11 protein-coding genes and 2 tRNA genes are annotated in these 25,369 nt (G+C 69.7%); 9 read left to right on the top strand and 4 right to left on the bottom strand.

Features of this window, described 5'->3' with window-relative positions; translation table 11 throughout:
- Nucleotides 1-78 precede the first annotated feature (78 nt).
- Together MUN74_RS06590 and MUN74_RS06585 are read left to right on the top strand one after the other, a co-directional pair.
- Nucleotides 79-150, top strand: a tRNA-Thr gene (locus MUN74_RS06590).
- Between the two features lie 45 nt (nt 151-195).
- A tRNA-Met gene (locus MUN74_RS06585) sits at nt 196-272 on the top strand.
- A gap of 107 nt (nt 273-379) precedes the next feature.
- Here the strand turns inward: MUN74_RS06585 and MUN74_RS06580 are convergent.
- Both MUN74_RS06580 and MUN74_RS06575 read right to left on the bottom strand, forming a co-directional pair.
- Nucleotides 380-1,006 carry a dihydrofolate reductase family protein gene (locus MUN74_RS06580; RefSeq protein WP_244855649.1) on the bottom strand — a complete coding sequence of 209 codons (627 nt, stop codon included), beginning with the start codon at nt 1,004-1,006 and terminating at the stop codon, nt 380-382.
- Nucleotides 1,007-1,042: 36 nt separating this feature from the next.
- Nucleotides 1,043-1,609, bottom strand: a complete 567-nt coding sequence (locus tag MUN74_RS06575; RefSeq protein WP_244855648.1) for a dihydrofolate reductase family protein — start codon at nt 1,607-1,609, stop codon at nt 1,043-1,045.
- A gap of 203 nt (nt 1,610-1,812) precedes the next feature.
- On the opposite strand from MUN74_RS06575, the gene MUN74_RS06570 reads away from it, so the two are divergent.
- Both MUN74_RS06570 and MUN74_RS06565 read left to right on the top strand, forming a co-directional pair.
- Nucleotides 1,813-2,730: an NADP-dependent oxidoreductase gene (locus MUN74_RS06570; protein WP_244855647.1), complete on the top strand. Its 918-nt coding sequence runs from the start codon at nt 1,813-1,815 to the stop codon at nt 2,728-2,730.
- A gap of 275 nt (nt 2,731-3,005) precedes the next feature.
- Nucleotides 3,006-6,890, top strand: a complete 3,885-nt coding sequence (locus MUN74_RS06565) for a glycosyl hydrolase family 95 catalytic domain-containing protein (protein WP_244855646.1) — start codon at nt 3,006-3,008, stop codon at nt 6,888-6,890.
- 127 nt (nt 6,891-7,017) lie between these two features.
- On the opposite strand, the gene MUN74_RS06560 is transcribed toward MUN74_RS06565, so the two are convergent.
- Nucleotides 7,018-9,912: an immunoglobulin-like domain-containing protein gene (locus MUN74_RS06560; RefSeq protein WP_244855645.1), complete on the bottom strand. Its 2,895-nt coding sequence runs from the start codon at nt 9,910-9,912 to the stop codon at nt 7,018-7,020.
- A 97-nt stretch (nt 9,913-10,009) separates the two neighbouring features.
- The gene (locus MUN74_RS06555) at nt 10,010-13,012 is read right to left on the bottom strand and encodes an immunoglobulin-like domain-containing protein (protein WP_244855644.1); all 3,003 of its coding nucleotides are present in this window, start codon (nt 13,010-13,012) and stop codon (nt 10,010-10,012) included.
- A 235-nt stretch (nt 13,013-13,247) separates the two neighbouring features.
- Here MUN74_RS06555 and MUN74_RS06550 point away from each other — a divergent pair, with 235 nt between their 5' ends.
- The 5 genes from MUN74_RS06550 to MUN74_RS06530 all read left to right on the top strand — a co-directional run bounded on the left by MUN74_RS06550 (nt 13,248) and on the right by MUN74_RS06530 (nt 25,302).
- Nucleotides 13,248-15,920, top strand: coding sequence for a LamG-like jellyroll fold domain-containing protein (locus MUN74_RS06550; RefSeq protein ID WP_244855643.1), 2,673 nt, complete (start codon nt 13,248-13,250; stop codon nt 15,918-15,920).
- Nucleotides 15,921-15,937: 17 nt separating this feature from the next.
- Nucleotides 15,938-20,089, top strand: coding sequence for a beta-L-arabinofuranosidase domain-containing protein (locus MUN74_RS06545; protein WP_244855642.1), 4,152 nt, complete (start codon nt 15,938-15,940; stop codon nt 20,087-20,089).
- 18 nt (nt 20,090-20,107) lie between these two features.
- The gene (locus MUN74_RS06540; RefSeq protein ID WP_244855641.1) at nt 20,108-23,344 is read left to right on the top strand and encodes a LamG-like jellyroll fold domain-containing protein; all 3,237 of its coding nucleotides are present in this window, start codon (nt 20,108-20,110) and stop codon (nt 23,342-23,344) included.
- A gap of 256 nt (nt 23,345-23,600) precedes the next feature.
- On the top strand, nt 23,601-24,239 hold the full coding sequence (locus MUN74_RS06535) for a hypothetical protein (RefSeq protein ID WP_244855640.1): 639 nt from the start codon (nt 23,601-23,603) through the stop codon (nt 24,237-24,239).
- Between the two features lie 4 nt (nt 24,240-24,243).
- The gene (locus MUN74_RS06530; protein ID WP_244855639.1) at nt 24,244-25,302 is read left to right on the top strand and encodes a DUF916 domain-containing protein; all 1,059 of its coding nucleotides are present in this window, start codon (nt 24,244-24,246) and stop codon (nt 25,300-25,302) included.
- Nucleotides 25,303-25,369: the final 67 nt, after the last annotated feature.

The raw sequence follows: 25,369 nt of genomic DNA, 5'->3' as shown, positions 1-25,369 counted from the left end.
AGACCGGGCCGGCGTCACCGTGGTACGAATCACCCTCCGAGAGGTGATATCCTCGTACGGTTGCCAATTGCGGCACACGCCCCGATAGCTCAGTGGTAGAGCACTTCCATGGTAAGGAAGGGGTCGTCAGTTCAATCCTGACTCGGGGCTCTGGTTCTCGGTTCGAGCGTTCGCGTTCCGGTCCGAAAGCCTCGCGGCGGGGTAGCTCAGGTGGTTAGAGCACACGGCTCATAATCGTGGTGTCGCGGGTTCGAGTCCCGCCCTCGCTACCACAGGCCCGGATTTCTACGGAAGTTCCGGGCCTTCTGTGTTTCTCGGGCACGGTCGACCCGCACGAACTCGCCGATCCAGCGCGCGAGCCCGTCGCCCGTCACGGCGTTCAGTGAGGCGATCGTCCGGCACGCTGCGGCGTCGCGACCGGGGCTTGGGCGTGCAGGGTGGGGCGGTAGACGAGTTCCTGGATGTCGCGGTCGAGCGTGCGCCGTTCGAGGAGTTCGAGGTCGAAGTCCTCGGCGCCGGCGAAGACGGGATCGGTGCCGGTGCGCGCGGTGATGACGGGGAACACGGTGACTTGGAGCCGGTCGACCAGCCCCGCGGCCATGAGCGCGCGGTTCAGGGCGAGGCTCCCGTGCGAGCGCAACGGCACGTCGGACTCCGCCTTCAACCGGGCCACGATCTCGACGGCGTCCCCGCGCACGAGGTCGGCGTGCGGAAGGCTGGGCAGGGGTGCGCGGAGGCTCTTGGTGATCACGGTCATCGGCAGGCCGGTCATGCGGGTGACCCAGGCGTCCTGGACGTCGGGGTACTCGGCGCTCGCGTCGAGCATCGCGGCGAAGGCGCGATACGTGTTCGCACCGAACACCATCCGCTGCGGCTCGTCATAGAGCTCCAGTCGGCGGGCGAGGAGTTCGGGACCCTGCTTGCCCCAGTAGCCGCCCCAGTCGCCGGTGGCGGTGCCGAAGCCGTCGAGACTCGAGAACACGTCGATCGTGTAGGTGGTGGTCATGGTGAACCGGCTTCCTCGAAGGTGCGTGCGGCGCGGTCAGGCACGCGGGATGTCCTTGCCGGTGGGCCGGTACTCGACGAGCAGGAGCCGGCCGTCGAGGACGCGCTGGCCGGCGAGTTCGAGGTCGCCCGACCCGATGCCCTCGAACGCCGGTTCGCGACCGGCCTCGCCGGCGAACAGGGGGAAGATCATCAGCCGCAGCCGGTTGACCAGGCCGGCGGCCACGAGTTGGCGGGCGAGCGAGAGACTGCCCCACGTGCGCAAGGGCACGTCGCTCGTCGCCTTCAGGTCGGTGATCTCGTCGGTGAGCTCTCGGTCGGTGATGCGGGTGTTCGGCCAGTCGGTGCGCTCCAGCGTGCGGGAGAACACGATCTTCTCCAGCGCCATCGTCGCATCCAGCGATTCGCCCCACGCTTCGTCGGGCAGCGCCCGGAAGGCGTCGTAGGTACGCCGGCCCATGATCACGCGCTGGGGCGCGGCGCTCTCGGCGGCGTTCCATTCGCCGAGCTCGGGGCCGTCGTAGCCGAAGTACCCGGGCAGGCCGTCGCTGCCTGCGAAGCCGTCGACCGAGAGGAAGAGGTCGACCGTCAACGTGCTCGACATGATGTTCTCCTGTTCAGTTGCACTGAAGCACGGTCGATCGTGAACAGCGCTGTACGATTTGTGTCCACAATAACCCGTACAGTGGTGTTCAACAAGAGAGCTGGCGGCGGCTGGGCTCGGGAGCAGGGCATCGCCGGGTGTTCACTACAGAAGGTGGGCTGTGTGGCCCAAAACTGTCGGAGAGCGAACGAAGGAGCATCCTCATGAAGGCGATCGTGGTGACCGACCCGGCGGCGGGACTCGCCGGCATGACCCTGGCCGATCGGCCCGAGCCGTCGCCGGCGATCAACGACGTGGTCGTCGAAGTACACGCCGCGGGATTCGTGCCGACGGAGGTCGACTGGCCGTCGACCTGGGCCGACCGCGCCGGTCGCGACAAGACGCCGTCGATCCTCGGGCACGAGGTCGCCGGCGTGGTCAGCGCACTCGGGTACGGCACGACCGGGCTCTCGGTCGGCCAGCGGGTCTTCGGCCTGGCCGACTGGCACCGCGACGGCACGCTGGCCGAGTACGTCGCCATGGAGGCGCGCAACCTCGCGCCGTTGCCCGGCGACGTCGACTTCACGGTGGCCGCGAGCCTGCCGATCTCGGGTCTCACGGCGTGGCAGGGGCTCTTCCAGCACGGGCGGCTCCGGTCGGGGCAGACGGTGCTCGCTCACGGGGCGGGCGGCGCCGTCGGCTCGATGGTGACCCAGCTGGCACGTGAGGCCGGAGCCTACGTCATCGGCACGGGACGGGCGGCCGACCGGCAGAAGGTGCTCGACTTCGGTGCGAACGAGTTCGTCGACCTCGAGCACGACGCGCTCGAAGAGGTGGGCGGGGTCGACCTGGTCTTCGACGTCATCGGCGGCGACATCCAGCGGCGGTCCGCGGCGTTGATCCGGCCAAGCGGAACGCTCGTGACCATCGTCGCGCCGCCCGAAGCCCGACCCGTCGACGGTCTGGCGATCGACTTCGTCGTCGAGGCCGATCGCGGCCAGCTCACCGAGATCGTCCAGCGGGTGCGAGACGGCCGGCTGCGCACCAACATCGGCGACGTCGCCGACCTCGATGACGCGGTCGCAGCGCTCGACCCGACTCGGCGTCGCACCGGGAAGACGGTCATCCGCGTGCGGCCGTGACCGCGCCGCGGGCGAAGCGAGCGGATCTCGTCGCCCGGTGCGCATACATCGGAGGAATCTGCCCTGTCTGTTCCGTACTTGAGTGATGTTGTGGATTCCGTCAGGCTATTGACGCATATACATCTGATGTTTATCGTTGGCGTCGTACATCTGCACGAAGAGGTCCAGTGATTCGCGACGACGGTCGCATTTCTTCGGGCCGAGCGGTAGTGCATCGATCCAGTTCGTCATGCCACCCGGGATTCGGGTCCGGCGCTCAATGAAGAGAGAAGACTGTGTCACAGAAGAAGCAGGTACCCGCGGCGGTGCGCGCTGCGAACGACTCGGGCCGGCAGTCGAGGAGGTGGATGTCGGGTTCGCTCGCGGTGATCCTTGCAACAGGCGGGGTCGTCGCGCTCGGCGCTCCCGGCGCGGCGGCCGAGGAGCCTCCGGCGTTCGGTGAGCAGCCGGCGCTGAAGACGTGGTACTCGGCGCCGGCCGGACCGGCCAACGACAAGGCGCTCGCCTGGGAGAAAGAGAGCCTGCCGCTCGGCAACGGCTTCATCGGCGCCGGCATCATGGGCGGCGTCGACAGCGACGAGATCATCATCAACGATCACACCTACTGGACGGGCGGGCCCGGTCAGAATCCGGCCTACGACGGCGGATTCAGCTCGAAGACGTCGGCCCAGAACGTCGCGAACCTCGAGAAGGCGCGAGCTCTGCTGCAATCCGCGTGGGATGAGACGAAACCGGCGAGCGTGGATGCCGACGGCAACATCACCCCAGCGACGACACCGGATTCGGCGAAGCTGACCGAGGTCACGAACGCGGTGAACCAGTTGATCGGCGACAAGAAGAACTTCGGTTCGTACCGTCAGCTCAGTTCGGTGCTGATGACGTCCGGGGAGACGATCGGCATCATCGGGTTCTCGGCGAACTACGACAACCCGAACTCGGCCGGGGAGACGACGGGGTCGCTGTTCGACGGCAGCACGAGCACGAAGATGTACGCCGACAAGTTCGGCAAGCCGACGTCGGACCACGCGTACGAGGTGCAGTGGACGTACTCGAAGGCGTTCGCGGCATCGACGTACCGGCTCGCGACCGGCAACGACACGCCCTCGCGAGACTTCAAGTCGTGGGATCTGTATGCGAAGAGCGGTGACGGGGACTGGGTTCTCGTCGACACGGTGGCGGATGCCGCGTTCGGAACCGCCCGCAAGGCGTACAAGGACTTCCAGCTCGACGCCCCGGGCTCGTACGACGCATACAAGATGGTCGTGACCGCGACGGCAGGCGGTTCCGACCCGCAGATGTCGGAGATCGACGTGCCGATCCCCGTCGACGGGCCGGCGTCGATCGCCGGTCAGACGGCGAACCACGAGCACCCGACCAACGCGCAGGAGCGGTCGGCGTCGTTGTTCGACGGCGACACGTCGACCAAGATGTACGCCCATGATGCGGGGCCCATCACCGCAGAGAACCCGTACGAGGTTGAGTGGTGGTACACGAAGCCGGTCGAGGCGACGACGTACCGCCTCGCGACGGGCAACGACCAGCCCGGGCGCGACTTCAAGACCTGGACGCTGTCGGGCAAGTCGGGCGACGGCGACTGGGTGCTGATCGACACCGTCGCCGATGCCGCGTTCGGCGATGCACGGAAGGCGTACCGGGACTTCACCGTCGACGAGCCCGGCACGTTCGACCGGTTCAAGCTGACGGTGACGGCCACGGCCGTCGCGGGCCAGAACCCGCAGATGTCGGAGATCGAGATCGCTCTGCCGGCGGACGACGACGAGGTCACCGACTACCGTCGCGAGCTCGACCTGGACGCCAGCAAGGCGGACGTGTCGTACACGCAGGCCGGTGTCGACTACGAGCGTGAGTACTTCGTCTCGAACCCCGACAACGTGATGGCGATCCGTTTGACGGCGTCAGAGCCGGGCAAGATCAGCCAGGTCTTCTCGATCAAGCCGATCGACCCCCGCAAGATCGAGGTCGACGGCGACACCGTGACGGCGACTGGTTGGGTGAGCGGCCACAACCAGGCGTCCGACGACGTGAACAAGTTCAACGACGCGCTGCACTACGCGCAGCAGTTGAAGGTGATCCCGCAGGGTGAGGACGCCGAACTCGTGGCGACCGACAACGCGATCATGGTCAAGAACGCCGATTCGGTCGTGCTGCTGACCACGACCGACACCAACTACCAGGAGGACGTCACCGGCGACGCACCGTATCCGGGTGAGGACCCGCTGAACAACTACTTCGACGGACGCGACCCGCTGCTCGACGTCGAGGAACGCATCGATGCCGCTTCGCAGCGCAGCTTCGACGAGCTGTACGAGCGTCACCTCGCCGACTACACGTCGCTCTACGACCGGGTGAAGCTGAACCTGGGCAACCTGCCTGCGGTGACCGACAAGACGACCCCGCAACTGCTCGCCGGGTACCGCAAGGGCACGAACACCCCGGAGGAGAACCGCTACCTCGAGACGCTCTACTACCAGTTCGGGCGGTACCTGCTCATCTCGTCGTCCCGCGAGGGGTCGCTGCCCGCGAACCTGCAGGGCATCTGGGCGTACGGCACGAACCCGCCGTGGGCCGCCGACTACCACACCAACATCAACCTGCAGATGAACTACTGGCTCGCCGAACAGACGAACCTCTCCGAGCTCACCGAGCCGATGCTCAGCTACATCGACGCGCTCATCCCGCGAGGCGAGCAGGGTGTGGACCGAGTCTTCGGCGAGGACACCCGCGGGTGGACGATCTGGCACGAGAACAACATCTGGGGCAACGCCGCGCCCGCGACGTCGTCCGCCTTCTTCAGCCCGGAGGACGGCGCCTGGGTGGCGCAGCACGTCTGGGAGCACTACCAGTTCACGAAGGACGCCGACTTCCTCGAGCAGCACTACGACATGCTGCGCGACGCGGCGCTGTTCTGGGTCGACACGCTCGTGCTCGACACCAAGAGCAACAAGCTCGTCGTGAGCCCGTCGTACTCGCCCGAGCACGGCCCCTACTCACTCGGTGCGACGGAACCGCAATCGGTGGTCAGCGGCCTGTTCGAGGACGTCATCGAGGCACACGACGCACTCGGTGCTCGCCTGGACGGCGCCGATGAGGTCAACGGTCTCGAGGGGCGCGCGGCCGAAGACGGCTACATCGACGAGATCGCGACGGCGAAGGCGGGGATGCTCGGCCTGCAGATCGCACCGAATGGCACCTACACCCAGGGCGGCAAGAAGTACCCCGGCGGGCAACTGCAGGAGTGGCAGTACCCGATCGCGATCGACTTCACGGGCGACGGCAACCACCGGCACACCAACCACCTCTACGCCCTGCACCCGGGCGACCAGGTCGTCGCCGGCCGGAGCGCCGAGGAGGACGCGCTCGTCGACGCGATGAAGGTGACGCTCAACACTCGCGGCGACTCCTCGACCGGTTGGTCGATGGCGTGGAAGCTGAACTTCTGGGCGCGCGTTCGCGACGGCGACCACGCACACGTGCTCTACAGCAACCTGTTGAAGCAGGGCACCTACGACAACCTGTGGGACGCGCACCCGCCGTTCCAGATCGACGGCAATTTCGGCGGCACGGCAGGTGCGACCGAGATGCTGCTGCAGTCGCAGGGCGACGCCATCGAACTGCTGCCGGCCACGCCGAAGGTCTGGGACACCGGGTCCGTGACCGGCCTCAAGGCCCGCGGCAACGTCGGCGTCGACATCGCCTGGAAGGAGAACGCGCTCACCGAGGCCGTGCTCACCCCCGCGGTCAGCCAGACCGTCACGGTGTCGGGAACCGGTCTGGCGAAGAAGGTCGTGACCGACTCGAGTGGTCGTGAGGTGCGATTCACCGCCGTCGCCGACTACGACGGCGACCTCGACGGCCAGCGGATCCGGTTCGATGTCGAGGCGGGCGAGACCTATCGCATCGCGGACGGCGTCGGATTCTCGACCGTGTTCTGGCAGCTCGACCGCGCCGAAGGCGTCGGCGACCTCACCGCCGAGGCCGCGACCGAGGTGCGCGAGCACCTCGAGGAGGCGTGGGACCTCGCCGCGTCGCCCGCGTCGAAGCGGGCGGTCATCGCCCAGCTCGACAACGCCTCGCGCAAGGGAGCGGCGAACGCCGAGCTCGTGGCGGCGATCGACGCGCTGAGGGCCACGTACAGCTGATCACCGCGCCACGGTGCCCGACCGCGATATCGGCGGGCATACACGGCGACGGGGCCGGCTCAGATGCGCCGGCCCCGTCGCCGTTCGATGCGGCCCTCCACGGCACGGATGCCGTGCGCGACTCACGTCAGCACGAGCGACCCCCGTACGCACCGGTGGTCGCGACACCCTCGACCGTCGCCGTGACCGTGCCGGCGGGCACGACCTGCAGGCGGCTCGAGAACGTCGTCGACGCGGTTGCACCGGCCGCGAGCGTGAACATGCGCTCGCCGTAGGCCGACGAGACCGTGACGATCGCGCTCTCCGACGAGTGGTTGGTCGACTTCGCGATCACCGTGACCTTGCCGGCGACGCAGCGGGTCTCGGCCGCGACGTCGACACCCGGGGTCACCGTGACGGTGGCCGTCACCGGCATCCGCGAATCGTCCTGTGCGACGCCCGCGACCGTGAAGGTTCCGGGCGCCGCGTAGTCGGCCGCCTCGACGTCGCCCCAGGCGACGCCGACCTGCTTCGTGGCACCGTCGGCGGTGGTGAGCGAAGCGCCGGGCAGCACGGGCGCGACGCCGGCGCGGGTGGTGACCTCGATCGGCGCGACCTCTGCGACCGCGACCGCCGGGGCGAACGCCTCGAGCACCTGCTGGTACTCGGCGCGGGTCACCGGCAGCACGGTGCCGTGGCGCGGCTTGCCGCCGTCGCTGTTCTGCGGCAGGTTCGCGCGCAGCGTCGCTCCGAGCGGCTGCCAGGATGCTCCGTCGTCGAGGTCGTTCGACCCGAACGGGATGTAGTGGTTCGGGCCGGCGTGGTAGTCGGGCTGGTCGATGAACAGGTACCAGTCGAGACCGTTCACGTCACCGGGGTTCGCGGGGAAGACGTTGGGCCCCTCGCCGCTCGTGAACGTGCCGCCGGGCTCGCCGTTCGGCAGGCCGGTGGCGACCTTCTCCTTGACGAGCGTCCACTCGTCGGCGTCGCCCGTCGTGCCGGGCAGCGAGCCGGTGATCGTGTCGAGCAGGTCGGTCGACTTCTCCTCGCGGATCGTCATCGACGCCTCGTCCTTCGTGAACCGGTAGTACGTGTCGTCGACCTTCGCGACCGTCGAGTCGATCAGGCCGCGGCCGGTGCCGCGCTGCACGTCCGACCAGATCTGCGGCTCCGAGAACGTGACGAAGTCGTCGGTCGTCGCGTACATCATGCGGTTGTAGGTGACCGCCGTGCGCGACGACGCGTCGGTCGTCGGGTAGAGGTTCGACGCCCAGAACACGACGTACCGGCCGAGCTCGTCGTCCCAGTACGCCTCGGGCGCCCACGTGTTGCCCGCGTACGGCGTCGAGACCTGCACGTGCCGCTGCTCCGACCAGTTCACGAGGTCGGTCGACTCCCACACCTCGATGCCGAGCGAGCCTGACAGCTGCGCGGTCGTGAAGCCGCCGGCGAGACCGGCGACCTTGAGGTCGGTGGCGAGCATGTAGAACTTGTCGCCCTCGTGCGAGCGGATGATGAACGGGTCGCGCAGGCCCGTCGTGCCCTGCGTCGACGTGAAGATCGGCTCGCCGCCGTTGAGCGTGTTCCACCGCAGCGCATCGTCGCCCTTGGAGGCCGCGAGGCTCACGCGCTCGGCACCGGCGCCCTCGCCCGTGAAGAACGCCCAGACGTAGGCCTCGGGGTCGGCCGAGGTGGTCGGCGCGGCCGCCACGGTGAGCGTGAAGTCGCGGGTCGCGGTGGCCGCACCGCTCGTCGCGGTCGCGGTGAGCACGAGATCGGTGGATGCCTCGGAGCGGGTGACCTTCACGGTCGCCGCGCCCGGCTTCACGCCGTCGCGGAGTTCGGCGACGGCCGTGCCCGAAGACACGGCCCACGTGATCGCCGAGCCGTCGGCCCCGACGGTCGGCACCGAGAAGCTCGTGCGCACGTCGTCGGCGTCGACCGGGAGAGCGATGGCTGCGGCATCCGCGTCGGCCTTCGCCTGGTCGGTCAGTTGCGCGGGGACGCCGACGGGGTAGCTGCGGGTCGTGGTCTGCCCGCCGGCGCTGAAGGTCGCGGTGAGCGTCACCTCGGCGTCGGGGGAGCCGGCCGCGGGACGGGTCACGGTCGCGGATCCACCCGACACGGCGATCGCGTCGTCGTCGCTCGTCCAGCTGATCGCCGCGCCGTGGTTCGAGGTCGGCAGTGCGAAATCGGCCGTCGCCGTGTCGGGCACGGTGACGGCCGCCGTGGCGCCCGCGAGCGCCTGCTCGGCGAAGAGCTGCTGCACGGTTGCTGCGTCGAGTGCCGACGCGTAGACCGCGAAGTCGTCGACCGAACCGCTCCAGCCGGGGTCGTTGTAGGTCGACCGGCCGAGGTACGCGACGAGGCTCGAACCGAACGACGACACGTTGCGGGCGATCGGCACCTGGCTGATCCGGCTGCCGTTCACGAAGGTCGTCAGGGTGCCCGCGCCGCCGTCGATGACGGTCGTGTAGAGCGCCATGCCCGACGGGGTCTTCGCGCCCGAGGTCGCTGCGCTCGTCGAGCCCGCGCCCACCTCGGTGCCCCACGGCGCGGTCGCGCTGACCGTGTTCGTCACGACCGACTTCACGTAGCCGCTCGGGTTCGTCGGGTTCAGCAGCCAGTAGCCGCTCGAGTACGAGGCACCCGAGGCGACGGGCGCGCCGATGAAGGCGGCGGCGACGTTCGCCGGACCCGTGCGGTTCTCGAGCCAGGTCGACACGGTCAGCTGGGTCTTGCCCACGAGACCGGCGGTCGGCACCTCGACGTAGCCTGCGGTGGTGCGGGCGCCGCCGGGCAGGTTCAGTGCACCGTCGGCGACGGTGGCGCCCGTCTGCCTGAGCGTGCCGTCGTAGCCGTTGCCCGAGTCGTCGGCGACGACGCCCGAGCTCGCGGCGTCGAAGCCGTAGTGGATCAGCGGGGCGGGCGCCGTCGCGGCGCCCGCAGCCTGCGTGGTGACGGCCCCGGTCGCGGCGAGCGCGGCGGCCGCGGCGAAGGCCGCCGCTCCCGTCCGGACCCGTCGCATGAGCGTGTCGCGCATGTCACTCCTTCGTGTGTGGTCGTGCTGGTGGTCGGCGAGGCCGGCCGGATGCCGCGGCGTATCGCCGGGCATCCGGGCGGCGCATCGGCGGCGAGGATCAGCCGCAGTTCGCGGCGGGGGTGGGGAAGGTGCCCTCGAACGCGGCTCCGCCGGAGCCGGTGCCGGTGAGGGTGAGGGAGCCCGCGGTGATCGAGGCGGCGCGGGTCGAGAAGACGGCCGAGGTCGTCGCGCCGGCCGCGAGCGAGAGCGCCTTCGTGCCGTACGGGGTGGTGATCACGACGTCGGCGCGCTGGGTGTCGCCGTTGTGCGCGGCCACGACGAGCTGCACCTTGCCGGCGACGCAGCGCGTCGTCGTGGTCGCGGAGAGCTCGAGGTCGCCCGTCACGGCGACGGCGGCCGAGGTCGACGTCGCGACGAGGCCGTCGGCGTAGCCGTCGTACACCGCGGTCACGCTCGTGACGCCGGCGGGAACGGTCGCGCTCGCCGAGGCGTCGTCGAGGGCGACCGTCTCGCTCCACGTGCCGCCCGTGAAGGTGACCGTGCCGGCGACCTCGCCGCCGTCGGCCGCGGAGACCTCGGCGGTGACCTCGCGGCCGTCGGCCGAGAGTGCGGTGGTCGAGCCGACGGCGGTGATCCCGGTCCAGTCGTGCATCGCGGTGAGCACCGTCTGCGGCACGCTCACGAAGGCGCCGTGCCGCGGGCTCGCGGGCAGGCCGCCGACGGGCCGCACGTTCCAATCGGCGCGCTTCGAGAGCCGGTCGGACTGCGAGCTCGAGGCGATCGCGTCACCGCTCGTCACGAACGCGCGGTAGCCGCCGGCGCCGTAATTGTCGACGAGGAACACGTAGCCGTCGCCGGTGGCGTTGTTCGGGTCGCCCTCGTTGAGCTCGATGATCTCGGGCCCCTCGCCCGACTGGCCGGTCTCGAGGCTCGTCATGCGGGTGTCGGTGAGCTGCCAGGTGGTGGCGGGGTCGGCGTTCCAGTCCGACGAGGTGGTCGGCGCGGTGAGCACCTTCGAACGCTCGAGGAAGATGTCCTTGCCGGCCTCGAGAGTGCCGGCCGCGCCGCTCTCCTCGTTCTTCGTGAACCGGTAGTAGTAGTCGCCGATCTTCGTGACGGTCGAGTCGATGCGGGCGTACCCGGTGTCCTGCCAGCTCGTCGGCGGGGCGGTGAACGTCGTGAAGTCACGGGTCAGCACCTGGAACATCCGCGCGTAGAGCTTGTCGGCGTTCGTGTGCGACGCGTCGGAGTAGAGGCGCGAGGCGAAGAACACGACGTACGACTGCAGCTCGTCGTCCCAGTACGCCTCGGGCGCCCAGGTCATGCCCGCGGCCGGCTGGTTGACGGTGATGCCCGAGTCGCCGTCGTTCGTGCGGGTCCAGTGCACGAGGTCGACCGACTCCCACACCTCGATCTTGAGGCTGCCGGCCGACTGGGCAGGGCCCCAGCCGGTGCCGCAGCTGATGCAGAGGTCGGTGGCGAGCAGGTAGTACTTGTCGCCGTCGTGCGAGCGCAGGATGAACGGGTCGCGCAGGCCCGTGGTGTCGCTCGTCGAGGTGATCACCGCGGCGCCGCCGTTGACCGGCGAGAAGGTGAAGAAGTCGTTGCCCGAGGTCGCGGCCTGGTAGATCTTCTCGTCGCCGTCGCTCTTGAAGTAGGCGGCGGCGTACCCGGCATCGGGTGCCTGTCGTGTGCGCTCGGCGACCGTGACCGTGAACGACCGCTCGACCGAGTTCTCGCCGAGCACGGCGTGCGCGGTGAGGGTGACCTGCTCGTCGCCCGAGCCGTAGGCGGGCCGGTCGACGATGCCGCCGCCGGCGAACGGGTCGGCCGAGCCCACGGCGGGGGCCGCGTAGTCGGGGTCGGTCGGGGTGACGAGCGCGGGGTCGGAGCTCGTCCAGGTGATCGCGGCGCCGTCGACCGTGCCCGTCGTGATGAGCGGCAGGTTCTCGGTCGTGCGCGACGCGAGCGTGATCGCGTCGAGGTCGGCCGACGGGTTCGGGGCGAACACCGTGAACTCGAACACGATCTCCGCGCCGCTCGCCGTCGTGGCCGTCACGGTGACCGGGGTGTCGGTCGTGATCGTGCGCGAGACGACGCCCGTGTTCGAGATGACCGCCGTGTTCTCGGAGGCCCAGGTGAGCGCCACCCCGTTCGACGAGGCCGGGAACGTCAGGTTCTTCGACACCTGGTCGGCCGAGGGGTTCGCGCCGAGCACCGTCGGCAGCAGGTCGGCCCGCAGCAGCGCCTCGGTCGACGCCGCCTTGGCGGCCGCCGTGGGCATCGACTCGGCGAGCTGCGCCTGGCTGAGGGCGACGTCCCACACCTTGACGTCGGTGACGTCGGCCTGCAGCAGCGGGTCGGGCGAGTACAGCGAGCGGCCGAGGTAGCCGAGGGTCGTGCCGCTCGGGATGATCGAGCTGAGCGAGTACGTGTGCGTGGTGGTCGAGATCTGCACGCCGTCGCGATAGAGCGTGAGCGTGTTGCCGCTGCCCACCATCGTGAGCGTCGTGAAGCCCGGGTTGAGGCCGCCGCCGTTGGGCAGGCGCACCTCGCCGTTGCTCGTGCCCGTCTTCACGCGGATGCCCGAGAGCACCGCGCCGGCGTACGCCGTCTCGCCCGAACGCGGATTCACGAAGATGTGGTTGCCGAGCGCGGTGGTGTTCCAGGCGCCGACGCCGTCGCCGATCACCCAACCGAACTGGTTGGCCGCGGTCTGGGTCTGCACGGTGTACTCGACCGTGAAGTCGTTGTCGGTGCCGGTGACGAGCCCCTTCGGCAGGGCGGCGTAGCCGTCCTTCCTGAAGCGCAGCACGGCGTCGCCGTCGGCGTCGGCGAACGACGCGTCGGTGAGGCCCGTGAGGGTGGCGTTGCGGCCGTTGCCCGAGATGTCGAGCAGCTGGCTGCCCGCGTGGGTCATGTCGTAGTGGGCGGTGACGGCGGGCAGGTCTGCGGCTGCCCCGGCCGTTGCGGATGCCTCGTCGGAGGCGGTCGCCGAGAGGGGTGTCGCGAGGCAGAGCCCGGCGGTGAGCGCACCGGCGAGGCCGGCGGCGATGAGCCGTCGAGAACGCGGCGGAGAGGTTTCGGCGGTGGGTCGCATGAGGGCTCCTTGCAGTCGCCGTTGACAGGTGGGGGAGCGTGCCACTGGGGCGCGTGCGCTGAATGTTACCGGACACATCGTTGAGATTCCAAGGATCTCGTCATTCGGCGAAAGTGCGCGAAATTGTCTGGCGGGATTTCTCGTGCCTGTGCTACCTTCTGCTGTTACCGGGAACAAGCGCCGAACTCCTTCCCGGTTCAGCCCGCCACCGAAGTCGTAGGCACAGGAGCTCTCAATGTCGAAGCACTCCGCCGTTCACCGCGCGCTCCGCGCATCAGCCGTAGCTCTCGGCGCCGCCCTCGCGGCGACCGCGATGGTCGGCCCACCGGCATCCGCGGTCGCCGCCGACGCGCCACGTGACGGTCTCGTCGCCGAGTACCTGTTCACCCAGAGCGCCGGCACGACCGTGGCGAACACCGCCGGCGGCGGGGCGACCGCGGGCGCGGCATCCGTCGTCAACGGCACCGACGCGCTCTGGACCGGCTCGTCGCTGAAGCTCACCGGCGGCGCCAAGTCGAGCACCACCGCCGACTGGGTGCGCCTGCCCGACGGACTGCTCACCGGCGAGCAGTCGGCGACGATCACGGTCGAGACGAAGTTCGACGCTTCGATGCTCACGACCTTCAACTTCCTGTGGAACATCGGCAGCGACAGCACCACGTCGTACTTCTTCGCCTCGATGCGCGACAAGGCGCGCACCGCGATCACCACGTCGAGCAACTCCGGCGAGGCGAACGCGCGCGCCACCGCGTCGCTCGCGGCCGACCGCTGGTACAGCGTCACCACCGTGCTCGACGGGGCCGCCGACACGCTCGCGTTCTACATCGACGGCGTCAAGGTCGGCCAGACCACGACCGCCCTCGAACCGGCGTCGATCATGGCGCAGACGGTCAATGCCATCGGCCGTTCGCCCTGGCCGGACCCCTTCTACAAGGGCGAGGTGTCGGCGTTCCGCGTCTACGACCGGGCGCTCGCCGGCGCCGAGGTCGCTGCGGTGGCCGACACCGACGCCGCTGCGCATGCCGCGACCTTCCAGCAGGCCGCACAGGCCGCGGTCGATGCGATCCAGCCCATCGCGATGGACGACTCCTCCAAGCTGCTGCCCACCTCGGCCGCGGCATCCCTGACCTGGTCGGATGCCTCGGCCGGACTCGCGCTCGGTGCGAACGGCACGACCCTGCAGGCGGTGCAGCCCGCGCCGGGCGAGCCCGCGCTCAGCGGCACCGTGACCGCGACCGCCACCGTGCGGGGCGTGACCGCATCGAAGCAGATCCCGGTGACCGTGGCCCCGCGGGCCGAGGCCGACGACGACTACGGGTACCTGATGGTGCACTTCATCGAGGACTCGGCCGGCTACGCCGAGAAGATCTACCTCGACGTCTCGCGGGGCGACGACCCCGAGCAATGGGATCCGCTGAACGGCGGCAAGCCGATCCTCGCCTCGCAGCTCGGCACGACCGGCGTGCGCGACCCCTACCTCACCCGCAACCCCGAGACCGGCGTCTACTACATCATCGCCACCGACCTGCGCGTCTTCGGCGGCGACGGGGGCTCGGGCTCGTGCACGAGCTGGTGCTACTGGAGCTCGAAGGGCAGCACCAAGCTGCACGTCTGGCAGTCGACCGACCTCGTGAACTGGGGTGCGCCGCACAGCATCGACCTCGCCCTCGACGCGAGCGGTGCGAAGGTCGCCGAACTCGGCATGGCGTGGGCGCCCGAGGCGACCTGGGTCGACGACTACTACCCCGACGGGCGCGGCGCGTTCGTCATGTACTGGTCGTCGAACCTCTACCAGAACCCCGAGCACACCGGCTCGAGCTACAACCAGGTGCTCTGGGGCGCGACCACCGACTTCAGCCAGGACACGTACGCCTACGGCGGTTCGTTCGTGAACGCCGGTGCCAACACCATCGACACCACGATGATCCAGGACGGCGACACGACCTACCGCATCACGAAGGACAACGGCCTCGGCAAGGGCATCTACATGGAGTCGACCACGGCCGACCGCTGGTGGGAGACGGGCACGACGTGGACCCAGCTGCAGACGAAGATCGGTGCGGTGTGGGCCGGCGGCAACGCGGGCGGCGTCGAAGGCCCCGCCGTCTTCAAGAGCCACAGCGAGGACCGCTGGTACCTGTACGTCGACGTGATCCCCTCGACCGGTTACCGGCCGATGAGCACGACGAACCTCGACGCGGGGTGGACCCAACTCACCGACCCGGGCTTCTTCATGGCGCCGAGCACCAAGCACGGCGGCGTCGTCTCGCTCACCAAGGCACAGTACGACACGGTGCGCGCGGCCGATTCGCGGCAGGCGGTCACGACGGCGCTCGGCTCGGTGTCGGTCGTCGCGGGTGGCGACGCCGCCGACCTCGCCGCCGCACTGCCGCCGACCGCCGACGTCGTGCTCGCCTACGACCGCGGTACGGCGGCCCGGCCCGTCGCGTGGAGCACCGACGGGGTCGACCTCGCCACCCCCGGCAGCTACCCCGTCACCGGCACCGTCAGCACCTACAGCGCGAACCTCGACACCTGGGCGGGCGACGGCGGTTCGAACGCCTGGAACGCACCGAACCGGGTGCTCTCGCCGAGCGCGGCGGTCACGGTCACCGCGACGGTCGTCGTGGTCGCCGACCCGGCAGAGCCGGCGCTCACCGTGCAGGCGGCGACCCGCTGCGTCGCCGGCAAGGTCGTGCTCGTGACCACGGTCGCGAACACCGGCGACGAGGCGGAAGAGGTCGCGGTCTCGACCGCCTACGGCTCGAAGACCGTGCAGCTCGCGGCCGGCAAGACGGCGAACCAGACCTTCAGCTCGCGACTCGCCTCGACCCCGGCGGGCGCCGTGCAGGCCGCGACCGAGTCGGGTGCGAAGACGGCCGCCTACGACGCCCGCGTCTGCGGCTGACCGAAGGGGATGACGCGATGAAGCGCTTCACGAAGACCCTGCGCACCACGGCCGTCGCCGCAGCCGCGACGATGCTCGCCGGGCTCGTCTGCACGACCGCCCCGGCGGTCGCGGTGACCGGGGATGAACTCGGCATCGAGGCATCCACGGTGCTCGAGCTGCCGTTCGACGGCGACCTCGCCGACACGAGCGGCAACGCCGCGCCGGTCGGCCTGCAGAAGGGCACCGCCGCGTACGGCGCCGGCATCGACGGCCAGGCGTTCTCGTTCGACGGCTCGACCGCGCTGAAGCTCGGCACCGCCGCCGCCCTGCAGCCGCAGGACCTCACCGTCTCGTTCTGGTTCAACCCGAGCGCGACGATGACCGGCGAGCAGGTGTTCGCGTGGTCGAAGACCGTCTACAACTCCGACGGCTGGTACCTCACGAGCGAGAACGACGGCGTGCCGCTCGCGCTCTCGATCGGCCCGTCGACCGGTCAGCCGTACAAGGTCGCCGTCGACGCCACCCGCTCGACGTTCTTCCCGGCGGGCAAGTGGACGCACGTCGTCGCGACGTACGACCACACGACCAAGGCCATCGCGTTCTACCGCAACGGTGTGCGCCAGGCCTCGACCGTCAAGTACCCGGTGAGCGCCACCGCGAGCGGTGTGCTCGGCTCCGAGGCCACGAGCACCAAGACGATCGGCTACAACGGGCCGAACTACAACGGCTCGCACCTCAAGGGCCTGCTCGACGACTACGCGCTCTACAACGGCGTCGCGACCGTCGAGGAGGTCGTCGCCCTCACCCAGCGCAACGACCCCGGCTTCGACCCGGCCTCGGTCGCGCAGGCCGACCTCGACGCGATCACGGTGCAGCCGACCGCCGTCGTCGACTTCGTCGTGCCCACCTCGGGCGCCGGCGGCAGCGAGATCGGCTGGACGAGCGACGACGAGGGAGTGATCGCGATCGACGGCGGCACCGCGCACGTGACCCGCCCGACCGAGGCGCCCGCGACCGTGCACCTCACCGCGAGCGCGAGCTACGGCGGCAGCGAGGTCGTGACGCGCGGCTTCGACGTCGTCGTGCAGCCCGAGGGCGAGGCATCCACGCAGTATCTCGCCGAGGCGGGTCTCGAGCACGTGACGATCGCCGACGACTACCTCGAGAATGCCAACGAGAAGACGATCGACTACCTGCTGAGCCTCGACCCCGAGAAGTTCCTCTACTCGTGGTACGTGCAGGCGGGACTCACCCCGACCACGTCGAGCGGCTACGGCGGATGGGAGCGCTCGAGCGGCACCCGGTTCCAGGGCCACTTCTTCGGCCACTACCTCTCGGCCCTCGCGCAGGCGTACGCCACCACGACCGACGCCGAGGTGAAGGCGCAACTGCTCGCGAAGCTCACCGCGGGCGTCGAGGGGCTCAAGCGCTGCCAAGAGGCGTGGGCCGCCGCCAACCCGTCGAGCGCCGGCTTCGTGGCGCCCTTCGCGCTGAGCGCGCTGCCGAACGGCAAGGACGGCCTGCTCGTGCCGTTCTACAACCTGCACAAGGTGCTCGCCGGGCTGCTCGACGCCCACCAGTACGCGCCCGCCGACGTCTCGGCCGACGCGTTGACCGTCGCATCCGGCTTCGGCACCTGGGTGAAGAACTACGCGGCGTCGCTCTCGAACCCGGCCTCGATCCTCTCGACCGAGTACGGCGGCATGAACGAGGCCCTGTACGAGCTCTACAGCATCACGAAGAGCCCGGTGCACAAGCGTGCGGCCGAGTACTTCGACGAGACGACGCTCTTCCAGCAGCTCGCCGCCGGGCAGGACGTGCTCAACGGCAAGCACGCCAACACCACGATCCCGAAGCTCGTCGGGGCCCTCAAGCGGTACACGGTCTTCATGGACGACCCCGAGCTGTACGCGACGCTCAGCCAGGCCGAACGCGACGCGCTGCCGATGTATCGCCAGGCCGCCGAGAACTTCTGGACGATCGTGATCCGCGACCACACCTACGCGAACGGCGCGAACAGCCAGTCGGAGCATTTCCACGGCGCCGACACCCTCTACGCGTTCGCCACGAACGGCGTCACGTCGGGCTACGGCGAGAACTCGACGGCCGAGGGCTGCAACGAGTACAACATGCTGAAGCTCAGCCGCCTGCTGTTCCAGGTGACGAAGGACGTGAAGTACGCCGACTACCACGAGTCGACGTTCATCAACACGATCCTCGCGTCGCAGAACCCCGAGACGGGCATGGTCACCTACTTCCAGCCCCAGACCGCGGGCTACGCCAAGGTGTTCGGCACGCGGCTCGACCAGTTCTGGTGCGACCACGGCACGGGCATCGAGAGCTTCACGAAGCTCGGCGACTCGATCTACTTCACGGAGCCCGATGCGGTCTACGTGACGCAGTTCCGCAGCTCGGAGCTGCGATCGGCTGCGCACAATCTGCGCCTCGTGCAGACGGCCGACGTGCCCGAGAGCCCCGACGTGCACTTCACGGTGTCGGGCCTCGACGGCGGCGCCGTCTCGGACGGCACCGAACTGAAGCTGCGCGTGCCCGGCTGGGTCGCCTCGCCGCCGTCGCTCACCGTCAACGGCGAGCAGGTGGATGCCGCAGCGCTGACGGCCGACGGGTTCATCACGCTGCCCGTGGCCGACGGCGACGAGATCGTCTACACGCTGCCCGCCGAGGTGCGCGTCGTCGACGGCACCGAGAACCCGAACTGGGTCGCCTTCGCGTACGGACCCGTCCTGCTCGCGACCGAGCTCAACCGCACGAACGTGAACGCGAGCTACACCGCGGGCGTGCTCGTGCAGATGAGCGTCGCCGACAAGTCGGTGAACTCGAACGTCGTCGTCGCCGACGCCGACGCGTGGAAGGCCGCGGCGACGACGAACATCGAGCGCATCGCCGACGGCGTGAACGCGAACGGGCTGACCACCATGCGGTTCAAGCTGCACGGGGTCGACCAGGCGTCGGCCGCCCTGACCTTCGAGCCGTACTACAGCCTCTACGACGCCCGCTATGCGACGTACCTGACGCTCGTGGAGCCCGACTCGCCCGAGGCGCAGGCGCTCATCCTCAAGCAGAAGCAGCAGTTGCGCGTCGACGAGACCACGATCGACTCGCTGACGAGCTTCGACGACAACAACAGCGAGGCCGACAAGAACGTCGAATACTCGAACTCGACCGTCGGCGTCTTCAACGGCCAGAGCTTCAGGCACGCACCGCCGGCCGCGGGTGCGTACTTCCAGTACGACATGATCGTCGACCCCTCGCTGCCGGCGAACCACCTCGGCGCCAGGTACTACGGCGGCGACAACGGGCGCACGTTCGACGTGTACCTCAACGACGTGCTGCTGAAGCACGAGACCTTGACGAACGCGAACGGGGCGACGAGCTGGTACATCCAGTACGACCGCATCCCGCAGGCGATCATCGACGGCATCGACGCGAAGGACAGCTACAAGCGCGACCAGTCTGGGCAGTACGTGCTCGATGCCGCCGGCGAGCGGATCCCCGTCGTCACGGTGCGCTTCCAGAGCAACGGCACGAGCTACGTCGGCGGGCTGTTCGGGCTCTTCACGTCGTCGTCGGACCACTACGCGACCGATGCCGAACTGTCGAAGCTCGACGTCGCCGACGGCACCCTGTCGCCCGCGCTCGCCGACGGCATCCACGAGTACACGGCGACGGTGCCGATCGACGCGACGACCGCGACGATCGATATCGACCCGGCGACCCCGAGCGGACTCGTCTACGTCGACGGCGTGCTCATCGACGACGCCGAGCCGCGCACGGTCGCGCTCGCCGCCGACGGACCCACCGCGGTCTCGGTGAAGACATTCGCGCAGGATCACACGACGAGCGTCACGTACACGCTGCAGATCGTCCGCGCGGGGCCGTCGCTCGACGTCACGGCCCAGGCGAGCGCCCGCTGCGCAGCCGGCAAGGTCGTCGTGGTCGTGAAGACCACCAACGCCGACACCGTGCCGGTCGTGCTCGCCGTGACCTCCACCTTCGGTGACGCGACCGCGAGCGTCGCGCCCGGAAAGACGGTCTCGAAGACACTCGCGACGCGTTCGGCCTCGATCGACGCCGGCGCCGCGACCGTCACGGCGACCGGAACGGTCGACGGCGCGCAGGCCACGACGGCAGTCGAGGCCGACTATCCAGCCCTCAGCTGCGGCTGATCAGAAGGAGCAGACGACATGCAACGAACCAGGCGACTCGTGTGGGGTGCCGCGGCCGCCGTGCTGTGCGCGAGCCTCATCACGCCGGCCACCGACCCGGCCACGGCGGCCGACACCGACGCCGCGCTGCTGGCCGACTTCACCTTCGAATCGGGCACGACGAGCTTCGACGGCGGTGCCGCCCGCGCGACCGTGCAGGGCACCGCGACCCTCGTCGACGGGCCGACCGGCAAGGCCGCGAAGCTCGGCAGCGGCTTCTGGCTGAACGCCGTGAAGAACGACGGCACGCCGCTCCTCGCGGGGCGCGACGAGGTCACGATCTCGTACGACAGCAAGCCCGACGCCACTGGCAACACGGGCTGGTCGATCTTCGCGGCGCGCAGCACCGCGACCCAGACGTACCAGCAGGAGCACTACCTCGGGCTGCTCGACAAGACGACGGGCATCACCGTCGAGCGGTACGACAACGCCGGCAGCCGCGACACGAGCGGCAACCTCGTCGCCACCGTCGCGAACACCGGTTGGAAGCACGTCGACCTCGTGCTCTCGGGCTCCACCGCGAGGCTGTTCGTCGACCAGCGGCTCGTCGCGACGAACACGACGGGCAAGACGCTCTCGACGATCCTCGGCGCCGGCGGCGGCGTGCTCCAGCTCGGTAAGGCGAACTGGGGCGGCGGCGAGTACTTCGCGGGCCTGCTCGACAACGTGAGGGTCTACGACCGGGCGCTCACCCCGGGCGAGCTCGGCGTCGAACCCGCCCGCTCCGACCCCGCTGCCGCCCTCGCCATCCCGGCGCGCGTGACCGGCGACCTGCCCGCGTCCGTGCTGGGCGCTGCCGTGACGTGGTCGGCGTCGGGCCCGGGCGCCTCGCTCGTCGCGGCCGACGGCACGATCACCCGGCCCGAGGACGGCCCCGTGGCGGCGACCGTGACGGCCGCGATCGAGGGCGTGGACGCCCCGGTCACCGCCGAGGTGCAGATCCTCGACGAGGGCGGCGAGATCGCCTCGTACGTCAAGAAGGTCACCACGACCGACGGCGTGAAGGACGACCCGCTCGCCTACGACGACGACCGCCGCGCCGACGCCCTGTACGTCGCCGCACGCCCGGCCGGGTCGAGCGACTGGGAGCCGCTGAACCGCGCACAGGCGATCCTCTACGCCAGATGGAACGGTTCGCAGGGCGCGCAGCCCGACCAGCAGATCGGCTCGCCGACGCTCGTGCGCTTCGCCGACGGCAAGCTCGGCGCCGTCGCCGCGCAGAACAACCGCACCGACTCGATCTTCGTGTGGGACAGCCCCGACGGCGTCACCTTCCGCAACCAGCGCACCGTGAAGGTCGCCGCCGACGGCTCGATCGTCAGCGACCCCGCCGTCGTCTTCGACGCGGCATCCGGTTCGTACAAGGTGTTCTGGAACGACCTCGCGACGGGCGAGGGCCGCGTCGCGACCCTCGCCGGACTGACCGGGAGCTCGACCCCGTCGGAGGCGACCCGCGCCGACGAACGCCGGCTCGGCGTCGACGGCGACGGGCTGTCGTCGTTCGCGGCGCAGTCGCAGGCGAGCACGTTCTCGATGTCGGAGTCGGAGTTCGACGCCTTCTACACGGGCTACGTCGACCTACGCAACACCGGCGTCGCCGACCTCCCGCCGACCGAGGTCGAGCACGGTGCCGACCTCACCGCGGCCGACCTGCCCGCGACCGTGACGATGCAGTACAACGACGGTTCGACGAAGGACCTCGCCGTCACCTGGGACGCGGAAGAGATCGCCGCGATCGACACCACCGAGGCGGGGGAGGTCGAGGTCACCGGCACCGTGCAGCAGACCCCGGAGGAGATGGTCAGCGACGCGCGCGCCGATCCCGACCTGTTCTTCAACGAGGACGACGGCTACTGGTACCTCACCGGCTCGCACTACTCGATTCCCTCCACCGCCCCCGACAGCGACCTGGTCGACCGCAACGCCTACCGCAAGATCGGGCTGAAGCGGGCCAAGACGATCGACGGCCTGAAGGACGCGCCCGAGCAGATCGTCATCGACCCGGACGCCGGCACGCCCGGCCACGAGGCCCAGTACCCGAACACGTTCTATGGGTGGGGCGGCTACATCTGGGCGCAGGAGTTCCACAAGATCAACGGCACCTGGTGGATCGTCGCCGGCATGAACCGCGGCTACGCGCCCACGGGCGGATGGTGCGACAACACGGTGCTCATCCCGTACGTCGGCTCGGACGAGTCGCTGCGCGCGGGCGGCCTCGTGGACCCCGCCAACTGGGGCGAGCCGACCGTGCTCGAGGGCGCGGCCTTCGACGTGTCGTACCTCGAGCGCGAGGAGAACGGCGCCACGCAGGGCTACTGGATCATGCCGAACGCGGCGAAGCTGTTCATCTCGAAGGCGAAGATGGGCCCCGAGGGCACGGTGCCGCTCGTCGACGGGGCGATGACCCAGGTGTACGCGCTGTCGCAGCCGTGGGAGTACGGCAAGCAGGCGCCGACCCCCTCCGACACGAACGAGGGCGGCGACCAGGGCATCGTCGAGGCGCCGTTCATGTTCGAGTACGGCGACTTCACCTACATCACCTACTCGGGCGGCACGGTCGACAAGTACTACGACCTCGGCCTCCTGCGTGCGGCCAAGGGAGCCGACCTGCAGAACCCCGCGAGCTGGACGCAGGTGCCGTTCCCGGTGCTCACGACGAATGACACCGCGGGCGGACGGATCGGCGGTGAGGGTCACGGTGGCACCGGGCACAACTCGGTCGCGATCGACGAGGCCGGCAATCTGGTGCTCGCCTACCATGCGCGTCCCTACCCCGAGCCGCACGTGAGCGGCGCCGCGGGCGGCCTGTTCGACCCTGACCGCAACACCTGGTTCAAGTCGGTGAACGTGCGCGCGAACGGCATGCTCGACCTCTCGCTCACGAGCGACCAGGAGGTCGCGCCCGAGAATCGCACCGTGACCGCGCGGGTGGTCGTCGCACCATCCCCGTCGACCGTGCAGGTCACGACGGCGAGTCGGTGCGTCGCGGGCAAGGTCGCACTCGTCGTGACGGTCGCCGACGGAGGGTCGGCAGGGGACTCCGTGCACCTCGCGACGCCGTTCGGCGAGCGGACCATCGCGCTGGCCGCCGGGGAGACGAGATCGGTCGTCTTCACCACGCGCCAGGCCTCGATCAGTGCGGGCTCGATCACCGTGTCGTCGAGCGCGACCCCCGCGCCGTTCACGGTGGCCTTCGCCGCAGCGGAGTGTGGCTGAGATGCCCGGAATTCCGGGCGAGAAGGGCCCTCTCATGAACCGCGTCGGCAATGTTGCGATGCGCCTTGACGGCGTCGAGCACCCTCCCTACGCTAGAAATGTTCCCGTTAACATTTCGGGACGAACCACGGCTTCGACAGGCCGTGAACCGGCAAGGACGCCGACCCTCGGTCGCGACCTGAGCCCACTTCGAACGTGCCAGCCCCCTGCTGGACGACGGAACGGTTCGGCGGACGCCGACCGAGGAACTGGAGAGATGATGATGAGCAAAGGTGCTGCACTTCGCGCGGCAACGGGCGTGCTCGGCGGGCTGATGCTCGTCGGCGTCGGAAGCGCGGCGTTCGCCGACTACCCCGACCCCACGAGCGGATCGGACGTCGACGTGAACGTCGACATCGCCGCCGTCGAGAACGGCGCACTCAGCCTGACCGTCGACAGCAGTGCGACGTCGCTGGCCGAGACCGGCTCCACCGCGGAGTTCCGTCAGTTCACCGGCACGCTGCCGAACGTGACGGTCACCGACACGCGCACGGACGTGCCCGAGGGCGTCTTCTGGTACGTGACCGGCCAGGCGTCGAGCTTCGTCGGCGCCGCCGGCCAGCCCGGCATCACGGCCGACCACCTCGGCTGGTCGCCCGCGCTGGTCGACCCCGCCAACGGCGATGACGTCGTCGAGGGCCCGGCGGTCGACACCTCGCTCGACCCGACCGGGCCGAACAACGTGGGCCTCGTCGGCGAGGAGCTGCTCGCCCTCAACCTGACCGACTCGCAGAGCGCCGCCACCACCGGCCAGTGGACGGCGAACGCCGACCTCGTGCTGAAGACCCCGGTCGACGTCGCGCCCGGCGCGTACACGTCGACCCTGACCCTGTCGCTCTTCGAAGACGCGCTCTGAGCACGTGAACCGGTCTCGTCTTCACCGCGCGCTCGCCGCCGTCGCCGCCGTCATCGCGGTCGGCGTCGGCGGCGTGCTCGCGACCTCGGGTCCCGCCGCGGCCGAAGAGTCCGCACCGGTGTCGTGGTCGGTCAGCCCGGCCGACGCATCCGGACCCGACGGCCGCTTCTCGGTCGAGCACGAGATCGACGCGGGCGCGAGCGTCGACGACTTCTTCGCCGTGCGCAACGTCGGCGGCGAAGAGGTCACCTTCGCGCTGTCCGCCGCCGACGGCTTCTACAACGACAACGGTCGCTTCGACATGCTGCCCTCCGGGCAGGAGTCGGTCGACTCGGGCACGTGGATCTCGCTGCCCGAGTCGGTGACGGTGCCGGCCGGCGGCACGGTCGTCGTGCCGTTCACCGTCGCCGTGCCCGAGAACGCCGAGCCGGGCGACCACGCCGCCGGCATCGCCGCCTCGGTGATGTCGACGCAGTCGGGCGACGGGGCATCGGTCGGCGTCGAGAGCCGTGTCGGTTTCCGCGTCATGACGCGGGTGACCGGTGAGCTCGCTCCCGCCTTCTCGGTGCGGCAGGTCGGTGCCGACTACCGCACGTCATGGAACCCCCTGCGCCCCGGCGACCTCACCGTCTCGTTCGAGGTCGTGAACGAGGGCAACACTCGACTCTCGGTCGGTGGCCTCGTCGACATCGCCGGACGCGACGTCGCCTTCCCCGCGACGACGGACCACCCGCAGGACATCCTGCCGGGCGAGAGCCACGTCTTCACCGTCGAGGCGGACCGCGTCTGGCCGCTCTTCGCGTTCCCCGGCGAGATCGTCGTCTCGCCGACCGCGTCGACCGCCGACGGTGGCACGGGCGAGGTCGCGCCGAGCTCGACCTCGCTCTTCGTCTGGGCGATGCCCTGGCCCCAGCTGCTCGTGCTCGCCGGGCTCGCACTCCTCATCCTGGCGCTCGTCTGGCGCCGGGGGCGCTCGAAGCGCCGCCTCGAGACGATGCTCGCCACGGCCCGCGAGGAGGGCCGCAGGAACGCGACCGGGGGAGGGTCGGTCACCGCCGCATAGGCGACGCGCAGACGCGCCGCCGTTCGAACACGCACCACCGCCAGAGGCCGAAGGGATGCCTCGTGGC

Origin of the sequence: Agromyces sp. H17E-10 (assembly GCF_022919715.1) — a bacterium.
GTDB lineage: Bacteria > Actinomycetota > Actinomycetes > Actinomycetales > Microbacteriaceae > Agromyces.
This window is presented reverse-complemented; position numbering and strand designations above follow the sequence as displayed.